The 15826-nt window shown below is 34.6% G+C and carries 12 protein-coding genes; 8 read left to right on the top strand and 4 right to left on the bottom strand.

The features are described 5' to 3' along the window. The first annotated feature begins 301 nt into the window (after window positions 1–301). The 4 genes from CP367_RS02675 (at window position 302) to CP367_RS02660 (ending at window position 5294) form a co-directional block, all read left to right on the top strand. Entirely contained in the window at window positions 302–1321 is a 1020-nt protein-coding gene (locus tag CP367_RS02675; RefSeq protein WP_089145803.1) for a hypothetical protein, read from the top strand. Between the two features lie 173 nt (window positions 1322–1494). After that, complete coding sequence (locus CP367_RS02670) at window positions 1495–3093, top strand: ABC transporter ATP-binding protein (protein ID WP_180707106.1); 1599 nt, start codon at window positions 1495–1497, stop codon at window positions 3091–3093. Continuing rightward, a complete protein-coding gene (locus tag CP367_RS02665; RefSeq protein ID WP_089145784.1) occupies window positions 3090–4673 on the top strand; it encodes an ABC transporter ATP-binding protein in 1584 nt (527 codons plus the stop codon). The genes CP367_RS02670 and CP367_RS02665 overlap by 4 nt, the downstream gene beginning before the upstream one ends. A gap of 153 nt (window positions 4674–4826) precedes the next feature. Next, window positions 4827–5294, top strand: coding sequence for a hypothetical protein (locus CP367_RS02660; RefSeq protein WP_013086461.1), 468 nt, complete (start codon window positions 4827–4829; stop codon window positions 5292–5294). A 103-nt stretch (window positions 5295–5397) separates the two neighbouring features. On the opposite strand, the gene CP367_RS02655 is transcribed toward CP367_RS02660, so the two are convergent. Further along, a complete protein-coding gene (locus CP367_RS02655) occupies window positions 5398–7713 on the bottom strand; it encodes a phospholipase D family protein (RefSeq protein ID WP_089145783.1) in 2316 nt (771 codons plus the stop codon). A gap of 171 nt (window positions 7714–7884) precedes the next feature. Between CP367_RS02655 and CP367_RS02650 the strand changes: the two genes are divergently transcribed. Continuing rightward, a complete protein-coding gene (locus CP367_RS02650; RefSeq protein WP_057726997.1) occupies window positions 7885–8445 on the top strand; it encodes a histidine phosphatase family protein in 561 nt (186 codons plus the stop codon). Window positions 8446–8535: 90 nt separating this feature from the next. Here the strand turns inward: CP367_RS02650 and CP367_RS02645 are convergent, their stop codons facing one another. Both CP367_RS02645 and thrC read right to left on the bottom strand, forming a co-directional pair. Next, window positions 8536–9903: an aspartate kinase gene (locus CP367_RS02645; protein WP_054833014.1), complete on the bottom strand. Its 1368-nt coding sequence runs from the start codon at window positions 9901–9903 to the stop codon at window positions 8536–8538. Window positions 9904–9922: 19 nt separating this feature from the next. Further along, window positions 9923–11413, bottom strand: coding sequence for a threonine synthase (thrC, locus tag CP367_RS02640; RefSeq protein ID WP_089145782.1), 1491 nt, complete (start codon window positions 11411–11413; stop codon window positions 9923–9925). 111 nt (window positions 11414–11524) lie between these two features. Here thrC and CP367_RS02635 point away from each other — a divergent pair, with 111 nt between their 5' ends. Then, entirely contained in the window at window positions 11525–12760 is a 1236-nt protein-coding gene (locus CP367_RS02635) for a homoserine dehydrogenase (protein ID WP_089145781.1), read from the top strand. Between the two features lie 15 nt (window positions 12761–12775). Then, on the top strand, window positions 12776–13639 hold the full coding sequence (thrB, locus tag CP367_RS02630) for a homoserine kinase (RefSeq protein WP_089145780.1): 864 nt from the start codon (window positions 12776–12778) through the stop codon (window positions 13637–13639). Between the two features lie 26 nt (window positions 13640–13665). Here thrB and CP367_RS02625 read toward each other — a convergent pair whose 3' ends face one another. After that, window positions 13666–14313 (bottom strand): temperature-sensitive replication protein, encoded by a 648-nt coding sequence (locus tag CP367_RS02625; protein WP_089143274.1) that lies wholly within the window; start codon window positions 14311–14313, stop codon window positions 13666–13668. 173 nt (window positions 14314–14486) lie between these two features. Here CP367_RS02625 and CP367_RS02620 point away from each other — a divergent pair, with 173 nt between their 5' ends. Beyond that, window positions 14487–15365, top strand: a complete 879-nt coding sequence (locus CP367_RS02620; RefSeq protein WP_061204761.1) for a YitT family protein — start codon at window positions 14487–14489, stop codon at window positions 15363–15365. Window positions 15366–15826 lie beyond the last annotated feature (461 nt).

The following is a 15826-nucleotide window of genomic DNA, read 5'->3' as shown; positions in this document are numbered from 1 at the left end:
GCAAAAATATTGACACTTACGTTAAGAAAATAAAACTAGAAAAAAGGCTGGTTAGCACGTAAAATAGAAATAGAGTCAAAGTCTAGTGCAACTGCGCATAAAATAAAGCAGTATCGATGGGATGCTGCTTGTTTTGGTTAAAAAATAGAGAATATGCTTGTAGCCCTTTTCGTAAATAGCGTTAATGTTGTAAAATGGAAAGTGCATTAAGTTTATTAATGAGAAAATTGATGTATTATTGCAAAAAAGGCCGTAATGGCCCTTTTTGTTGTGAAAAAACTAAAAGAATATAGGATTGGAAATGCCAGGAATAGTAGAGCAAACATTATTAGAACAACAAAATATTGATTTAAATGAAATGGTAACAATGAATCAAATGATTGATCAATTGTTGCCTAATGCAAGTAAAGAATTACAACAAAAACTAAAGATTAAAATTTATAACTTTGTGCGTACACGTAAACAACCAAGTATTACTGTGCGAAGAAGAAAATATTTTAAGCCGGCTGTTGCTAAATTAATTATTGGTAATGTACAAGATTACGCAGATGCAATTGAACGTCGTGCTAAGGAAGCCCCAGCTAAAGAGGATGCTACTGATAAGAAGCCAGTTTCTAAATCTAAGCGGGTTAAGACAATTACTAAGCGTAAGATTTTAGCTAAAGTTATAAAGAATGATAAGATTGATAAATCTATTCAAAAGAAATTAGAAGATAAGATTGCTTCAATTGTGAAGACCAACTTTATTAAGCCAGTTAACAAGCGGGGAAGTTTTTCGGTTGAAGATGGTGAAAAAGTTATAGCTGAACTTAGTCCTTTTTATCAAAATATCAAGATTGATCAAAAGTATCGCAAGAATGCTGAAAAAGCGGCTGAAAATAAGGAAACAGAAACTAAAGAAAAGCCTGAGCAACATTCTAAGGATCAGAATGAAAGTCATGAAGGTCAATCTAAGGACTTTGAGCGTAAGAATAATCAGAAGAATAGCAATAATCGAAATAATAATCAAACGCAAAATCAACGTAAGCGACAAAATAAGCATCCTTTTGAGATCAGAAGAGAAAATAATAACCGCTCACGTAATAATCAGTCTAACCGCCGCTATAATAATCGAAATAATTATGAATTTGATGAAGCTAGCGGTTTGCGTGAACGCTACAATACAGTAATCAGAAATTACAATCAACTGGAGCAAAGATATAATGCTTTGCAAGATAAATATAATCAGGCTTTAGATGATAAAGCTAGATTGATCGAAGAAATGGGTAAGAAGAACGAAGACTTACGTCGTGTATTGATCGACGTTTTGCGAAAAATATAGTTTTTGGTAAAGAAAGAGACTAGTAGTCAATTTGAATTGATTACTAGTCTTATTTTATGTTTATGAAATATGATTTAGCTTAAAAATTAAAAAAATATGTTTAAAAAATTATTTTTGTGTAGTAATATTAAAGGACGATAAATATTTTTATTAATGATTAATGGAGGAGAAGTATGAGTTTAAAAGAGCTATTTAAAAGCAATGTGTTTCGAGCCTGCATTATTATCTTATTGTATGTTTTATACGCATTATTTGGGAGTTTTAGTGAATATTTATTTAAATATGCTCTGAATTCAATTACTGCTGGTAATTTTAATACATATGTTTATTGGCAAATAATGCAGTTTGTTTTAGCATTATTCACTTCGTTGCTTTTACCAATTACTACCGTTGTTTTCACTAGGCAGACGCAAAACTATCTGCATAAAATTCGGCAAGAAATCATGCATCATTACTATGATGAAAAAAGTGATGAAAAAGTCTCTAGTATGCAGAACCGATTAACAGCCAATTTAAAAATCTTATCAGATGATTATGCTACACCTTGGATTACTATTTTAAGTGGGATTTTAGAGATTGTGATTGCTATTGTTTTACTAGCAAGCATGAACTGGATTCTAATTTTGGTTACTGCCATTTTAGCTGTGATTACACTTTTTGCTCCTAAAATTATGGAGAAGAAAACATCAGCTGCCACAGATAAAGTAAATAAAAAGAATGAAAAGCTGTTAAATACAATTGCTCATTGGCTTGGTGGATTGCAGGAACTACGTCGTTATAGTGCATACAGTCGTTTGGTTAAGCAAATTCATCGATCAAGTAGTGATTATGTGGACGCAAGTAAGGGTAGTGCAAAATTAAGAAGTGTAAGTTATTTGATTAATGCTTTTAGCAATTCAATTGCACAAATTGGTATGAGCTTTATTGCTGGAATCATGTTTTTGCTTAATATGATTTCATTCGGTGATTTTGCAGTTGCTAGTGGTTTTGCATTTACGATTTTTTCAGCAATTTGGAATATTACTCAGTCGTTAACGCAAGTTAAGTCAACTAAGGCTTTACGCGAACAGATTACCGATTTAAGAAAGCAAGTTCCTGATGAAAATAAAGATAAAGTATCAGCCTACGGTCTTAAAGTTTCAGGCTTGTCTGTAAAATACGATCAGGGGGAAACAATTTTTTATCCTGATTTTACAATAAAAAAAGGGCAGAAAGTTTTGCTTACTGGCGATTCAGGAACAGGAAAATCAACCTTGTTTAATGTTTTGTTAGGTAAGCTAAAACCTGAATCTGGTACGGTGACCTATCTAGATGAAAATGAAACTATCATTCCTGAAGGAAAAGCTAGAATTGGCAATATGCCGCAAAATCCAGTAGTTTTTCCCGCAACGATCAAAGAGAACATTACAATGTTTAACGAAAATTTGCAGGATAAGCTTCAAGATGTTGTTCAAGCAGTTCAACTCCAATCCGACTTAGCCAAAATGCCAGATGGTGTTAATACAACAATTGATCTAAAAAGTGAAAATTTGTCTGGTGGACAACGGCAAAAAGTTGTTTTAGCGCGAACGGAAATACACGAGCAATCGTTTGTTTTAATGGATGAAGTAACTAGTGCGATCGATCAAAAAGCTACCGAAAAAATCATTGATGAATTGCTCAAAACAGATCAAACTATTTTGATGATTGCTCACAACTTTACGCCAGAATTAAAAGCAAAATTTGATCAAGAAATTAAATTAAAAAGTAAGAAAGGGGATAAAGTAAGATGAATTTGAAAGCTTTTATTAAAACCAATCCAGTTCGTTTCTGGTTAACTGCAATTGGTTGGATTATTATTCCTGCTTTATCAATTACCAATACTTACGTTGTACAAGAAGAGACGAATATCCTTTTAAGTCGTAATTGGACTAAGTTTATTTTAATCGATGTTCTTGCTTTTCTGATTATGTTAGTTGACTATGGTGTGAGTGCTTTAGTTGATTATCAGCAGCAGGCTCAGGTACAAGACTTAAATAATCAAGTTAGAGATAAAATTGTTAAGCGATATTATTATGACGGGAAAAAGCATACTGTTGCACAGATGCAAAATCGTTTGACTAATGATTTACAAATGCTTAACAATAACTACTTTATTAATGTCTTCTTATTGATTTATGGTGTGTCAACGATCGTTTTTGTTTTAATTTATCTTATTTTATTGAGTTGGCAATTATTGTTGGCTATTTGTTTGATGGTAGCTATTTCTCTTTTGCTGCCAAAGTTAACAGAAAAGCCGTTACAAAAAGCAACAGAATTAATTTCTGACAGCAATCAAAAATATTTAGATACATTAAATGATTGGTTATCTGGTCTGGATCAACTTCAACAATTTTTAGCTGGAGCTAAACTATTTTCCGTAATAGAAAAAACATCAAAAAAATTAGAAGATGCTAATGTTAAGCAAACGGCTTATATTAAACTGCTTAATGCTGTAAATGGAATTGTTTCCGCGGCTTTTGGTTTAGCATTGTTTGTGCTTGCTGGTTGGTTGGTTAAAAATCATCAAATTCCAATTGGTGCCTTATTGGTAGTCGGTAATTTTCGGTATTACTTAAATGGAGGAATTGATACACTTACTAACGGGTTAGGAGCAATGAAAGGTAGTAAAAAATTACTTGCCGAAGTTGATAAATCTGCTAGTGATATTCCGATGCAAGCTGAAAAAGATGTAGTTATGCCTAATGTAATTAAAACAAAAGATCTAGTTTTAAAGTTCCCTAATGGAGAAAAATTGACTTATCCTGATCTGGAGATTAAGCAAGGCGAAAAGATTTTATTAACTGGCGATTCTGGTGCAGGTAAGTCTACTTTGTTTAAACTAATTTTAGGTGAACTTAAGCCTAGTGCAGGTAAAGTTGTTTATGAGGATAAGGCTGGTAAGAAAATTAATCCTGATTTGAGTAAGATAGGTTATTTACCGCAAGATCCAGTAGTTTTTCCAGCATCGATTGAAGAAAATATTACGATGTTTAATGAAAAACTGAATGGAAAAGTTAAACAAGTAATAAATGAAGTGAACTTTACTGATGATATCGCTAAGTTTACTGAAGGACTAGATGAAAAGATTAATCTTGATAAGCTGAATATTTCCGGAGGTCAAAGACAAAAAATTGTATTGGCTAGAGCAAAAGTTCACAATAGTGATATTATCTTGATTGATGAGGGAACTAGTGCAATTGATCAGAAAGCTACAATGTCGATTTTGAAGAATTTATTGAAAAGCAAAACGACGATTGTTTTTATTGCCCATAACTTTAATGAAGGAATGCATCAGTTGTTTGATCGAGAGATTCATTTGGTAAAAGAATAGTTGAAGAAAGACACCGCATTTTTAGGGATGCAGTGTCTTTACTTTAGTTTGGAAAGATGGCTTTAAACCTTTTATAGTTATTTCTAGGTAACTTCAAGGCACTTGAAAACGCTTTATAATATTATGTAGAAAGACAATAAGAAGGTGAGCACAATGAAAGACAGAATTATTGGTGGAACTCCTATTAAATTAAGTCACGTCTTAATTGGCATGATTGTAGTGATTTTTCTTTCACTGTTTTTAGCAGAATTTGGTTATCAACCTTGGTGGCTATTTCTTATTGTACTAATTTTAGGCGTATTTTTAACTTTACCTACCTGTTTTAGTTCATATTGGCAAATTGATAGTAAGAATATCACATCTATCACTTATGATAGCAACGATGCACTAAAATTGCTCCAGTTACTTGGTTTGCGTAAAAAAGATAAGCAAATCATTAATTTGTCAGAGATAAAGAATGCTTCTGTTGTTTATCTTAAAAATTTGCGTCTCAGTCCTATTGATTTTGATCTCGATTATCTAGATTTAATCTTAGATCTAAATAAAGGAACGAAGGTTACCTTATCACTTGGAAGTATTGAATATCACAAACTAGATTCTATTCTAACTTTGACGAAATAATTTCAGTAAAAGAATATCAATCTAAATCTCAACATTATTATCCATATAGCAAATAAGACTTCAAGTCATGATAGGTTAGAAGCCTTATTTTGAATGATACAATCTAATTTCTATGGAAGAGATTACCAAACCAACTATGGTTCTTTTTAGCCTCTTCTTTTCGTCGTTGTTCACGATCTTCTAACATTGCCTTAGCCAGCATATCAACTGTTTGAGTTAATTGTGCTTGATTGTCTCGTTGTTGCTTATCTCTAAATGAACTACTATTTTGATACTTATTCATTAACGTATCATCATCAAGCCATTTATCAAAGTTTTCCACGTCAAGGATAAAACCGGTGCTAGTTTGTTGTGATGCAATGTGATATTTTCTAGGCAAATATTTAAAGTAACGATCAAGCATAATAGAGCCGCTGTTTTTCGCCGTTTGATCAGAGATTTTATTGAAAAGCTCTTTATTGATTTGAGCTTTTAGCCGGTCATCTTGTTTAATGAATAAGATATCGCTTCCGATTTTCGCTTGATTGATTAACATTCCCCAATCATTTCGACCAACGAATAGGGAATAATCGTAATTTTCTTCAAAATACTTGCTGACTTGGTTATACATATCAAATTTATCAAGTGCAGTTTTTAAAACATGCTTGATTGGATATAAGAAGTCTTTTTCAATCTTCTGTGCGTCTTCAACACTAACGTTAGTAAAGAATTTTGCTAATTCAACTTGACAATATTTAAAAAGATCATCATTTGCACGACTAAATAAGCTAGTTAATGCTGCATTACGTTGATCACTTTCACCTGAAAAAGTAGATTCAAAGCTTAAGTACCATAAACGACGCATAATTTCAGGCTTTAGAGAAAATTGTGATTTAATAGAGCTTTCTTGTCTATTCATCGTGAAAATGAATGCTGGTGAGGGATGAGTTAAATTACGATTGTTAGTAACTTCCTTGATGAATCTTTCAAAGTAAGTACGGGTTGTAAGCTCGGGACTGACATCATCAATCATTAATGGACTTACAGGACCATTTGTATATACATAGTCACTTAGCGTGTTGGTAATTGTCATATTGATATTACTCTTGCCAAAGGCATAATTCTTTGGATCCATCATTCCACTATCTAAGAAATTATGAGCACCAATTAATTTAGCGGCTAGTCTTTTCCCTAGGGTGGACTTACCAGTTCGACCTTGTCCGATTAGTGCTGTAGCAATAGGCACGTCCTCTCTAGATACGTTGCTTCCAGATAATTCATATAAATTGCGGATTTTCCAAAGCCATGGTGATTCATACAGAAACAACATAAAGTCACAAGCTTGCCAGCCTTCACCAACTTCTTTGTAAGTATTATATTCATGAGTGATATCACAGAAAAGCTGGAGTGCATTTTTTAATTGCGCTTCAGTTAAACCAGAAGTAATAGCTTTGGAAGGGATGTTATCCCCAATTTTAGAGGCTTGGAATAATTGACCATTGTTGTAGAACTGAACAGGAGCAGGGAAGAGATCTTCTTCTTTTTCAATTTGTGATGTACCTTCTTTTTTCTTTTTGTTTTGACGAATAATGTGCTGAGTCAAACTATATAAATCTTGTCCAATTGTATCTAACTTACGTCTTTTATTGCCACCTTCACCAAATAAAGTAACTGTTTGGGAAGCAACAAGTTTTTCTTTTTCAGATAATTTCTTTAATTCATCATCTTTGCTGTAATGGTCACGATACTTTTTGATCTCTTCAGCTGGAAGAATGATGATGTCTTTACCAGTTGAATTAGGACTATTTTTAATTTCTAGAGAAGAATCCTGCATCACATGAATGCGTAGCTCTTCTTTATCTTTGTCTTTTAAATAACCAGATAATTTTTTAGCATCAATGTATGTTGCAGCTTGATCAAGGTTATCCTGAAACATTTGTTGGTAGCAATTGAACAATGGATCAGAAGTATTGCCGTAGTCCCAAACTAATTGCTCCATATTTTTATTAACAGCCGCATCGGTAAGATTCATTGAACCCGAAAAGACGGAGTACTTGCTTTGATTTCTCATTAAATAAAGCTTAGTGTGAATCAAATTCTGTTTGGTGAAGAAAAGTTGTAAACTACCATCTAAAATGCGTTTAGTGAAGGTACTATCTTGGTGCTCGTAACTATATTCAATCAAATCACGACGCTTATTTAAAATTTGGTCAATTCTTTTGCCAATTGAATTTGATCCATTATCAGTTAGTCCAAGAATTAGTGTGATCTGGTCAAAACGTGGTAGAAGATTTTTCTCAATAAATTTAATGTTGGAAACAAAGGAAATACCTTTAAACTCAGAGAATTTATTTGATTCTCTTTGAAAATCAACTAATTGCCAAAAATCGGCATTGGAAATTAATTTTTGATCAGTATGATTGAGTATTTCTAATCCCATATGAAATCCTTTCGTGAGTATACAAATATTTGCTTTTAGTGTATCGTGAAAAATTGAATTAGAGCAAGGAAAAATTAAATTATCATTGAATTTATAAATTGGATTAAGTAAAATTTGATTCAAATAACGGTAGTAAAAAAATATATAATATGTTATTGCTTGGGGACAATTATGACAACAGTATATTTTGTAAGACATGCTCAACCTGATTTATCAGTTCATGATGATTTAACACGTCCTTTGACAGAAAAGGGGTTGCAAGATAGAAAAAAAGTAACTGATTACTTTAGAGATAAACACATCGACCAAGCTTTTTCTAGTCCATTCAAGCGTGCAATTGATACAATTCAACCAGTTATAGACGAGAAGGAACTAACATTATCATCTATTTCTGACTTTAGAGAAAGAAAAATTGGTGATGAGTGGATTTCTAATTTTCATGAATATTGTAAAAGACAGTGGGAAGATTTTGATTATAAGCTAAAAAATGGCGAATCTTTAAAAGAGACGCAGAAGAGAAATGTTGCAGCTTTGAAGCTAGTTTTGTCCAAATATCAAGATCAAACTATGATTATTGGTGGACATGGTACAGCAATTGGATCAGTAATTAATTACTATGATCCAAACTTTAAATATGAAGCCTTTGCTATGATCCAGCCAAAGAACCCATTTATTGTGAAAATGAACTTTGATGGAGAAAAATATTTGGAGTATAAAGTAGTTACTTTTTAGTAAAAAGATAATCTCATAAAGTAAAAATGGTAAATCAAGGTACTAATAACCAGATTTACCATTTTTTTATTTGTTATATTATAGCTTATGTTAAATTTTATCCTGAGCAATGAAATTATCATAAATGGTTTTGATAACTACTTCTTCATCTTGCCGTCTGGTACCAATCATAATTGAGATTTGGGATGCACCCTGGTTAATCATTTGAATGGAGATGTTCTTTTTACCAAGAGGGTAAAGCAGGCTAGCACATAAAGTCAGCTTGTCCTTCATCCCTTCACCTACCACCATTGTGATCGCATAATCATCAATCCACTGCATTTGATCAGGATTTAGACTAGTTTGAATTTCATTACAGATAACATCAATTAACTGATCAGTTAGGACATCTTTTTTGAAAATAATGGTAATATCATCAATTCCAGATGGCATATGTTCATATGAAACGTGATGTTTTTGCAAAATTTCCATTAACTTCAAGGTGAAACCAGCACCTTTATTTAACATATATTTTCTTAAATAAAGGGCCGCGAAGTTTTTGCCTCCGGCAATACCTGTGATTGTGTGTTTAGGTATAAAGCCGTCCTCTGGTACGATCATTGTCCCAGGTTTTTCTGGAGCATTAGTATTTTTAACATTGACAGGAATTTCGCCTTGAATAGCAGGAATTAAGGCTTCATCGTGAAAGACGGAAAATCCCGCATAAGATAGTTCCCGCATTTCTTGATAAGTCATTCTTTTAATTGGCTTGGGCTGATCAACGATATGGGGATTGGCTGAAAAAATAGCATCGACATCGGTGAAGTTTTCATAAAGATCAGCGTTTAACCCCCTAGCTAGAATAGCACCGGTAATGTCAGAACCACCGCGAGAAAAAGTAGCAATATGTCCTGATGGTGTAATGCCATAGAAGCCAGGAAAAATGATCTTTTCATCTTTTGCAGCCTTAATTCTTTTTAAGTTCACATAAGTTTCAGGATTGACTTCAGCATTATTAGAAGTGCCAGTGACAATTAAACCTACATCTTTTGGCTCTAAAAATCGTGCTTTAATTCCTTGATGATTTAAAATTTTAGCAATCAAAATTGCATTAAGACGTTCTCCGTGTGCTTTAAAGGTTGCCATGCGGTAGTCATTATTAGGGTAACTTAGCTTCGGCAATGTAAGTAGAAGCTGCTTAATATCCTCTAATTCTGCTTCAGGCAGCTCAAAATATTGGGCAATTAATTCATAACGCTTAAAAATACGGGTAGCGATGTCTTGATAATTATTACTCCTCAAGCTCATATATGCGTAAGTGATCATTAGATCGGTTACTTTAATATCATCCTCAGTTCTTTTGCCCGGTGCTGAGACTACAACGACTTGTCTTTCGGGATCGGCATTAATAATACTTAGGGCCTTATCTACGCTATTACCTGAGGCTAGGGAAGAACCTCCAAATTTAACAACTTTCATATCTATTTTTCCTTAACTATTATTTCAAATCTAAAATTGAACTGATTTCTTTTTCCATATCATTTGGTTCAATAATTTTTTCGGTCTTGGGTTCACGATCAAAAAGGGCACGCACACCGATTGATAATTGACCGCCTAATTCATCATGCAATTCTTTAATTGCACCGACGCCAGTTTGCATACTAGGACCACCAGTGATGGCTTCATACACCGTTTCTGGGAACTTATATGGACTGGCTGTTGAAACAATGACCATTGGGGTTTGATCGCCGGTCTTCTTTTGATATTGATTTGCTACAAAAGAGCCAACAGCAGTATGTGGATCAATTACATAGCGGTCATAATTGTAGACCCGTTTGATTTCTGATTTAACCTCTTCTTCTGTTGCAAAACCAGCTGCAAAATTTTTTTGTAATTTAGTGAAAACTTCACCGCTAACTTGATAATGACCGCGTTGAGTCAATTGATTCATTAAACTAGCGACTTCATAGTTATTTTCGTCATAAAGGTCAAATAAAAGTCGTTCCAAATTGCTGGAAACTAGGATATCCATTGCTGGTGCATTGGTTAAATGGAACTTACGTCGCTTATCGTAGACACCATTATTAAAGAAATCAGTCAATACATTGTTTTCATTAGATGCACAAATCAACTTTTTAATAGGCAAACCTAATTTCTTAGCATAATATCCAGCTAGGATGTCACCAAAGTTACCTGTTGGCACAGCAAAGTTAACTTCGTCTCCTAGTTTAATTTCTTGTCTGCGTACTAATTGTCCATAGGTGTAGAGGTAGTAAGAAATTTGCGGAACCAGACGACCAATATTCATCGAATTAGCTGAAGAAAATTGATAGCCATTAGCATTAAGTCGGTTTTTGAAAGAATCATCGTTGAAGATTTTTTTAACTTCAGTTTGAGCATCGTCAAAGTTACCTTTGATTGCAATTGCACGCAAATTGTTGCCGCGTTGGCTGAGCATTTGCTTAAGTTGAACAGGACTAACGCCACCTTCAGGATAAAAGACTATGACATCGGTACCCTTTTGATTAGCAAAGCCACGCATTGATGCCGTACCAGTATCGCCAGAAGTAGCGGTTAAAATAATAATATCTTTAGCAATCTTTTCAATTTGAACAGCTCTGGTCATTAATTGTGGCAACATTTGCAAAGCTATATCTTTGAAGGCAAGGGTAGGACCGTGAAAAAGCTCCATGTAAAAACGGTTATCGTGCTTTTCGATTGGAACAATGCTGCGATCATCCCATTGTTCACTATAAGCGCTTTGAACTGCAGTGGTGATTTGCTCCTTAGTAAAGTCATCAAAGAATAAGCTAATAACCATGGCAGCGATTTGCTTGTAGGAAAGTTTGAATAAATCTTCTAACTTAAAATTAGCTTGAGGAAAGGCAACAGGCACGTAAAGCCCACCGTCTTGAGCTAAGCCTTGAATAATTGCTTGAGGTGCAGTTAAAGTGTTTTCTTTTGAACCTCTAGTACTACGATATTGCATAAACAATCTTCCTATCTTGTGAAATATTAATATTATAACTATTGTACCTTGATTAGCAGCTATGATACAATCGTAAAAATAAGAAAATCATTAAAAAGAGGATAAGATCAAATGGCCATCAAAATTGCATTGCTTGGATTAGGAACAGTTGGTTCAGGTGTTTTAAAAATAATTAAAAATAATAAAAAGAAGATTAGACAAACAAGTGGTGAAGAAATCATCATTGAAAAAGCTCTAGTACGTAATCCAGAAAAACATCGTAATTTAGCTAACGAAGTGATGCTAACTACAGATTTCGATTCGATTTTGCAAGATCCCGAAATTAAAATTGTAGTTGAATTAATAGGTGGGCTTCATCCTGCTAAGGAATATATTACTGCAGCAATCAATGCTGGAAAAAATGTAGTTACGGCCAATAAAGACTTAATGGCAACTTTTGGTTCAGAATTGATTAATTTAGCTGCAAGTAAAAAGTGTGATTTAATGTATGATGCTAGCGTTGCAGGCGGGATCCCTATTTTGCGGACCTTGGCTACCTCTTATTCCAGTGACATTATTTCCGAAATTCAAGGAATTATTAATGGTACGACGAATTATATTTTGTCACAAATGGGGGAAAAGGGACTAAGCTACGAGGAAGCGCTGAAAAATGCTCAAGAGCTGGGCTTTGCGGAGGCTGATCCCACTAACGATGTTACAGGTAAGGATGCAGCATACAAGATTGTAATTTTAAGCAAGTTTGCTTTTGGTACTAAGATTAGTATTGATGATTTTACTATTCAAGGGATTAATAATCTAAAGGATTTTGACATTAAACAGGCTCAGAAGTTAGGCTATGTCATTAAGCTGACTGGGATTGCCAAAAATATTAATGGTAAATTATTTGTAGAAGTTGCTCCATGTTTGTTGCCAGAAAATGCGATTATGGCGCATATTAAAAATGAACTAAATGCTTTACAAATTAAGAGCCAAAGCCTAGGAACAGCAGTATTCACAGGCCCTGGTGCGGGTAGCTCTGCAACGGCTAATTCAGTCATGAGTGATGTGATTACTGAAATAAAAAACGTAGTGAAAAAGACCACCGGTCAGCCATTTAGTAATTTCTCCCATGTTATGCAATTAACAAGTTCGGAGGATGTGAAGTATTCCTATTATTTATCTTTCGAAGCAGAAGAGACCTTGTTTGATTTGAGTAAATTACTCTCTGATTTGGAAATTCCGGTTCGTGAGATTAAACAAGTACAATCAAGAATTGTAGTTGTAACCGAAAATATTAGTCGACAACAGCTCCAAGATTTAGCAATTCAAGATCAATATTTAAAAGCTAGCTATAAGATTTTACAGTAAAGGAAGGGAGAAAAAATGATTATTAAAGCACCAGCTTCAACGGCAAATTTGGGCCCTGGCTTTGATTCACTTGGCATGGCTGTTTCACTTTATTTGGAAGTAGAAGTTTTAAGCTTAGCCGATCGCTTTCAGGTGGATCATGTGATGAAAGGAATTCCACATGATGAGAATAATTTAATTGTTAAGACTGCACTAACAGTTTATCCAGGTTTACAACCGCTTCATTTACGCGTCAAAAGCAATATTCCGTTGGCTCATGGTTTAGGCAGCAGTTCAAGTGCTATTGCTGCCGGAATTGAATTGGCTAATCAAATTGGTAAGCTGGGACTATCAGATGAAGAAAAGGTTCAATTAGGAGCTAAAATCGAGGGACATCCTGATAATATTGCACCGACTATTTTGGGCGGCTTGGTTGTTGGGGCTGAAGTTAACCATCATTTTGATGCAGTTGAAGCACCACTTCCTCCATATGCGTTGGTGGCTTATGTACCCGATTATAATTTGGAAACTAAGACAGCTAGAGCAGTTTTGCCTAAAGAATTAGCTTTTGGCGTAGCTACGCATGGCTCAGCAGTTGCTAATACTTTAATTGCTAGTTTGTTTGCTCAAGACTACCCTAAAGCAGGAGAATTAATGGAACAAGATGTATTCCATGAAGTTTACCGAGAAAAACTAGTGCCAGAACTTGTAAAAGTGCGGGAGGTAGCTCATTCAAAACATGCCTTGGCAACTTATTTGAGCGGCGCAGGTTCAACTATTATGACGTGGATTGAAGATAAACATGTAGCTGGATTTTTGTCGGGCTTACGTAAACATGATTTAAAAGATGAGACATTGATCTTACATCCTGATGAACAAGGTGTCCAAGTTATCCAATAAAAAAGACTGACCAAACGGTCAGTTTTTTAGTCATCAAAGGTTGCGGCAAAACTATCACCATCAACTAGCATTCTTTTAGCATTGACAGCATACCAATAAGGAATAACCTCAGTGCCATTTTCTTGCTCGAATTCGCAGTCGGCCATTTTTAAAATTTGATCTAAATTTTTAGCACTGACGTTAGGGTAGAGCTTCAGCAAAGCTTCTTGAGTAATGCCACTTTGCGTAAAGCCACTAGCGGGATAGTTGGCAGAAAAAATATCAGAAAAATCATCTAAGTCATATCTAGGCTTAAATTCTTCATCAAAGTATTTGATTTCGATGTTTTCAATTTCCATAAAGGCACCAAGCTGTTTTGCCATGTAAGGGAACTTATTAGCTAGTTGTTCAACAGTAAACCCATTATTTGCTTTAGCTTGTGCATTTGGATGCAATTTAAGCCAAGCTTCACGTATATTATGACTATCTTTTCTTTCAGTAAGAAGGTCTTTGACTTTTTGAATAGCTGCATTGTGTCTGTTCAAGGCTTTTTGCCAGTCTAGTCGATTAGGATATAGTTGTCTATAGCGTACAGACAAAGGATGGTTGATTGCGTTGTAGATAAAATTCAGCTTGTCAGTGGTATAAGAGGTTAGCTCATCGTCACGCCACATTAATTCATAGTAAGAACTCATGGAAAGACCCCTTTCTATCTGGTTAGACTAATTAATAATTTAACTGAATAGTATCATTTTTGGCTCCATTTAACAAAAGTGATAAAAATGTCTATTTAGATTGGTCAGAAGCAAAACTTTTGTTAAAATTAATGTGTTTATTATTAGTATTCGCTCAAAGGACTTGACAAACTATGGATCAACTTGATAAGTTCAATCGACGCTACAATTTTCTTTCAAAATTGTCAGCTGCCTTCTTTTATTCAATTGCGGTTGCAGTTGCCCTGAACTTTTTTTGGACGCCGGGACATATGTACTCGTCAGGAATCACGGGTTTTGCGCAATTAATTAATACTGTAAGTGAAAGATATCTACCGTTTACATTATCAACATCAATGATGTACTTTCTTTTGAACTTTCCTTTATTTATATTGGCTTGGTTCAAGATAGGACATAAATTTACTTTCTTCACCATCGTTGCTGTTGTTCTAGGTTCTATCATGATGCACGCTATTCAACTTTGGCAGATGCACCTGGATCCACTGGTTTGTGCGATTTTTGGTGCTTCGATCAACGGTGTTGGAACTGGGATGGCATTAAAGAACGGTATTTCAACTGGTGGACTGGACATTATTGGTATTGTAATTAGGCAAAAAACGGGCATTAGTTACGGAAAATTTAATATTTTTATTAATTTGATTATTATCGCTGCTGCGGGATACATGTTTGGTTGGACACGTGCTCTTTATTCCGCTTTAACTATTTTTATTAATGGGCGAGTAATCGATGCGGTTTACACCCAACACCAGAAGATGCAAGTAATGATTGTTACTCAGCACCCACAGCATATTATCGATGGAATTCAGAATCGAATGCATCGTGGAATCACTATTTTGCACGATGCTGAAGGTGCATATAGTCATATTGAAAAGACAGTTTTGATTACCATTATTGATCGATATGATATGTATGATATTCGCCAAATCGTGCAAGGAGCAGATCCGTATGCTTTCATGAGTGTTAGTGAAGTTGAAAAAGTATATGGCCGCTTCAAGGAGCAAGAAATCGTTTAATGGATAGCCCTTAAACCTTGATATATAAGGATTTATAAATGAAATTTGAATCCTAGGGGCACTTTGGGAGCAAAACTATTCAAAAAGAAGCAGAAATGCTTCTTTTTTATTTGGAGTGGCTTTTTGTAATTATGGCTTTATTATTGGTCTTTGTTAAAAGTGATTAAAAATGATATTATTTCGATTGAGCGATGCTGATATATTGTGGATCATTTAGTATTCTCCACGTATGTGGAGGTCATCCCAGTTTAGGTACCATTTTTTGACGATCAAAATCGTATTCTCCACGAGTGTGGAGGTGATCCTGACAAGGTTGACCAAGCCGTTAAGACCATGCAAGTATTCTCCACGAGTGTGGAGGTGATCCTTAAAATAATTAAGGAGGGAACTCCAAATATCGGTATTCTCCACGAGTGTGGAGGTGATCCCAATTTCTTCCTTCGACATGTCCTTAAGAGCAT

The organism is Lactobacillus sp. UMNPBX16 (assembly GCF_002553775.1).
In the GTDB taxonomy this organism is placed as follows: domain Bacteria; phylum Bacillota; class Bacilli; order Lactobacillales; family Lactobacillaceae; genus Lactobacillus; species Lactobacillus crispatus.
This window is presented reverse-complemented; position numbering and strand designations above follow the sequence as displayed.

What these genes read in the sequence shown, in the direction of transcription:
- CP367_RS02675 (WP_089145803.1), top strand. Translation starts at nt 302, where the DNA reads ATGCCAGGAATAGTAGAGCAAACATTATTAGAACAACAAAATATTGAT.
- CP367_RS02670 (WP_180707106.1), top strand. Translation starts at nt 1,495, where the DNA reads ATGAGTTTAAAAGAGCTATTTAAAAGCAATGTGTTTCGAGCCTGCATT.
- CP367_RS02665 (WP_089145784.1), top strand. Translation starts at nt 3,090, where the DNA reads ATGAATTTGAAAGCTTTTATTAAAACCAATCCAGTTCGTTTCTGGTTA.
- CP367_RS02660 (WP_013086461.1), top strand. Translation starts at nt 4,827, where the DNA reads ATGAAAGACAGAATTATTGGTGGAACTCCTATTAAATTAAGTCACGTC.
- CP367_RS02655 (WP_089145783.1), bottom strand. Translation starts at nt 7,713, where the DNA reads ATGGGATTAGAAATACTCAATCATACTGATCAAAAATTAATTTCCAAT.
- CP367_RS02650 (WP_057726997.1), top strand. Translation starts at nt 7,885, where the DNA reads ATGACAACAGTATATTTTGTAAGACATGCTCAACCTGATTTATCAGTT.
- CP367_RS02645 (WP_054833014.1), bottom strand. Translation starts at nt 9,903, where the DNA reads ATGAAAGTTGTTAAATTTGGAGGTTCTTCCCTAGCCTCAGGTAATAGC.
- thrC (WP_089145782.1), bottom strand. Translation starts at nt 11,413, where the DNA reads ATGCAATATCGTAGTACTAGAGGTTCAAAAGAAAACACTTTAACTGCA.
- CP367_RS02635 (WP_089145781.1), top strand. Translation starts at nt 11,525, where the DNA reads ATGGCCATCAAAATTGCATTGCTTGGATTAGGAACAGTTGGTTCAGGT.
- thrB (WP_089145780.1), top strand. Translation starts at nt 12,776, where the DNA reads ATGATTATTAAAGCACCAGCTTCAACGGCAAATTTGGGCCCTGGCTTT.
- CP367_RS02625 (WP_089143274.1), bottom strand. Translation starts at nt 14,313, where the DNA reads ATGAGTTCTTACTATGAATTAATGTGGCGTGACGATGAGCTAACCTCT.
- CP367_RS02620 (WP_061204761.1), top strand. Translation starts at nt 14,487, where the DNA reads ATGGATCAACTTGATAAGTTCAATCGACGCTACAATTTTCTTTCAAAA.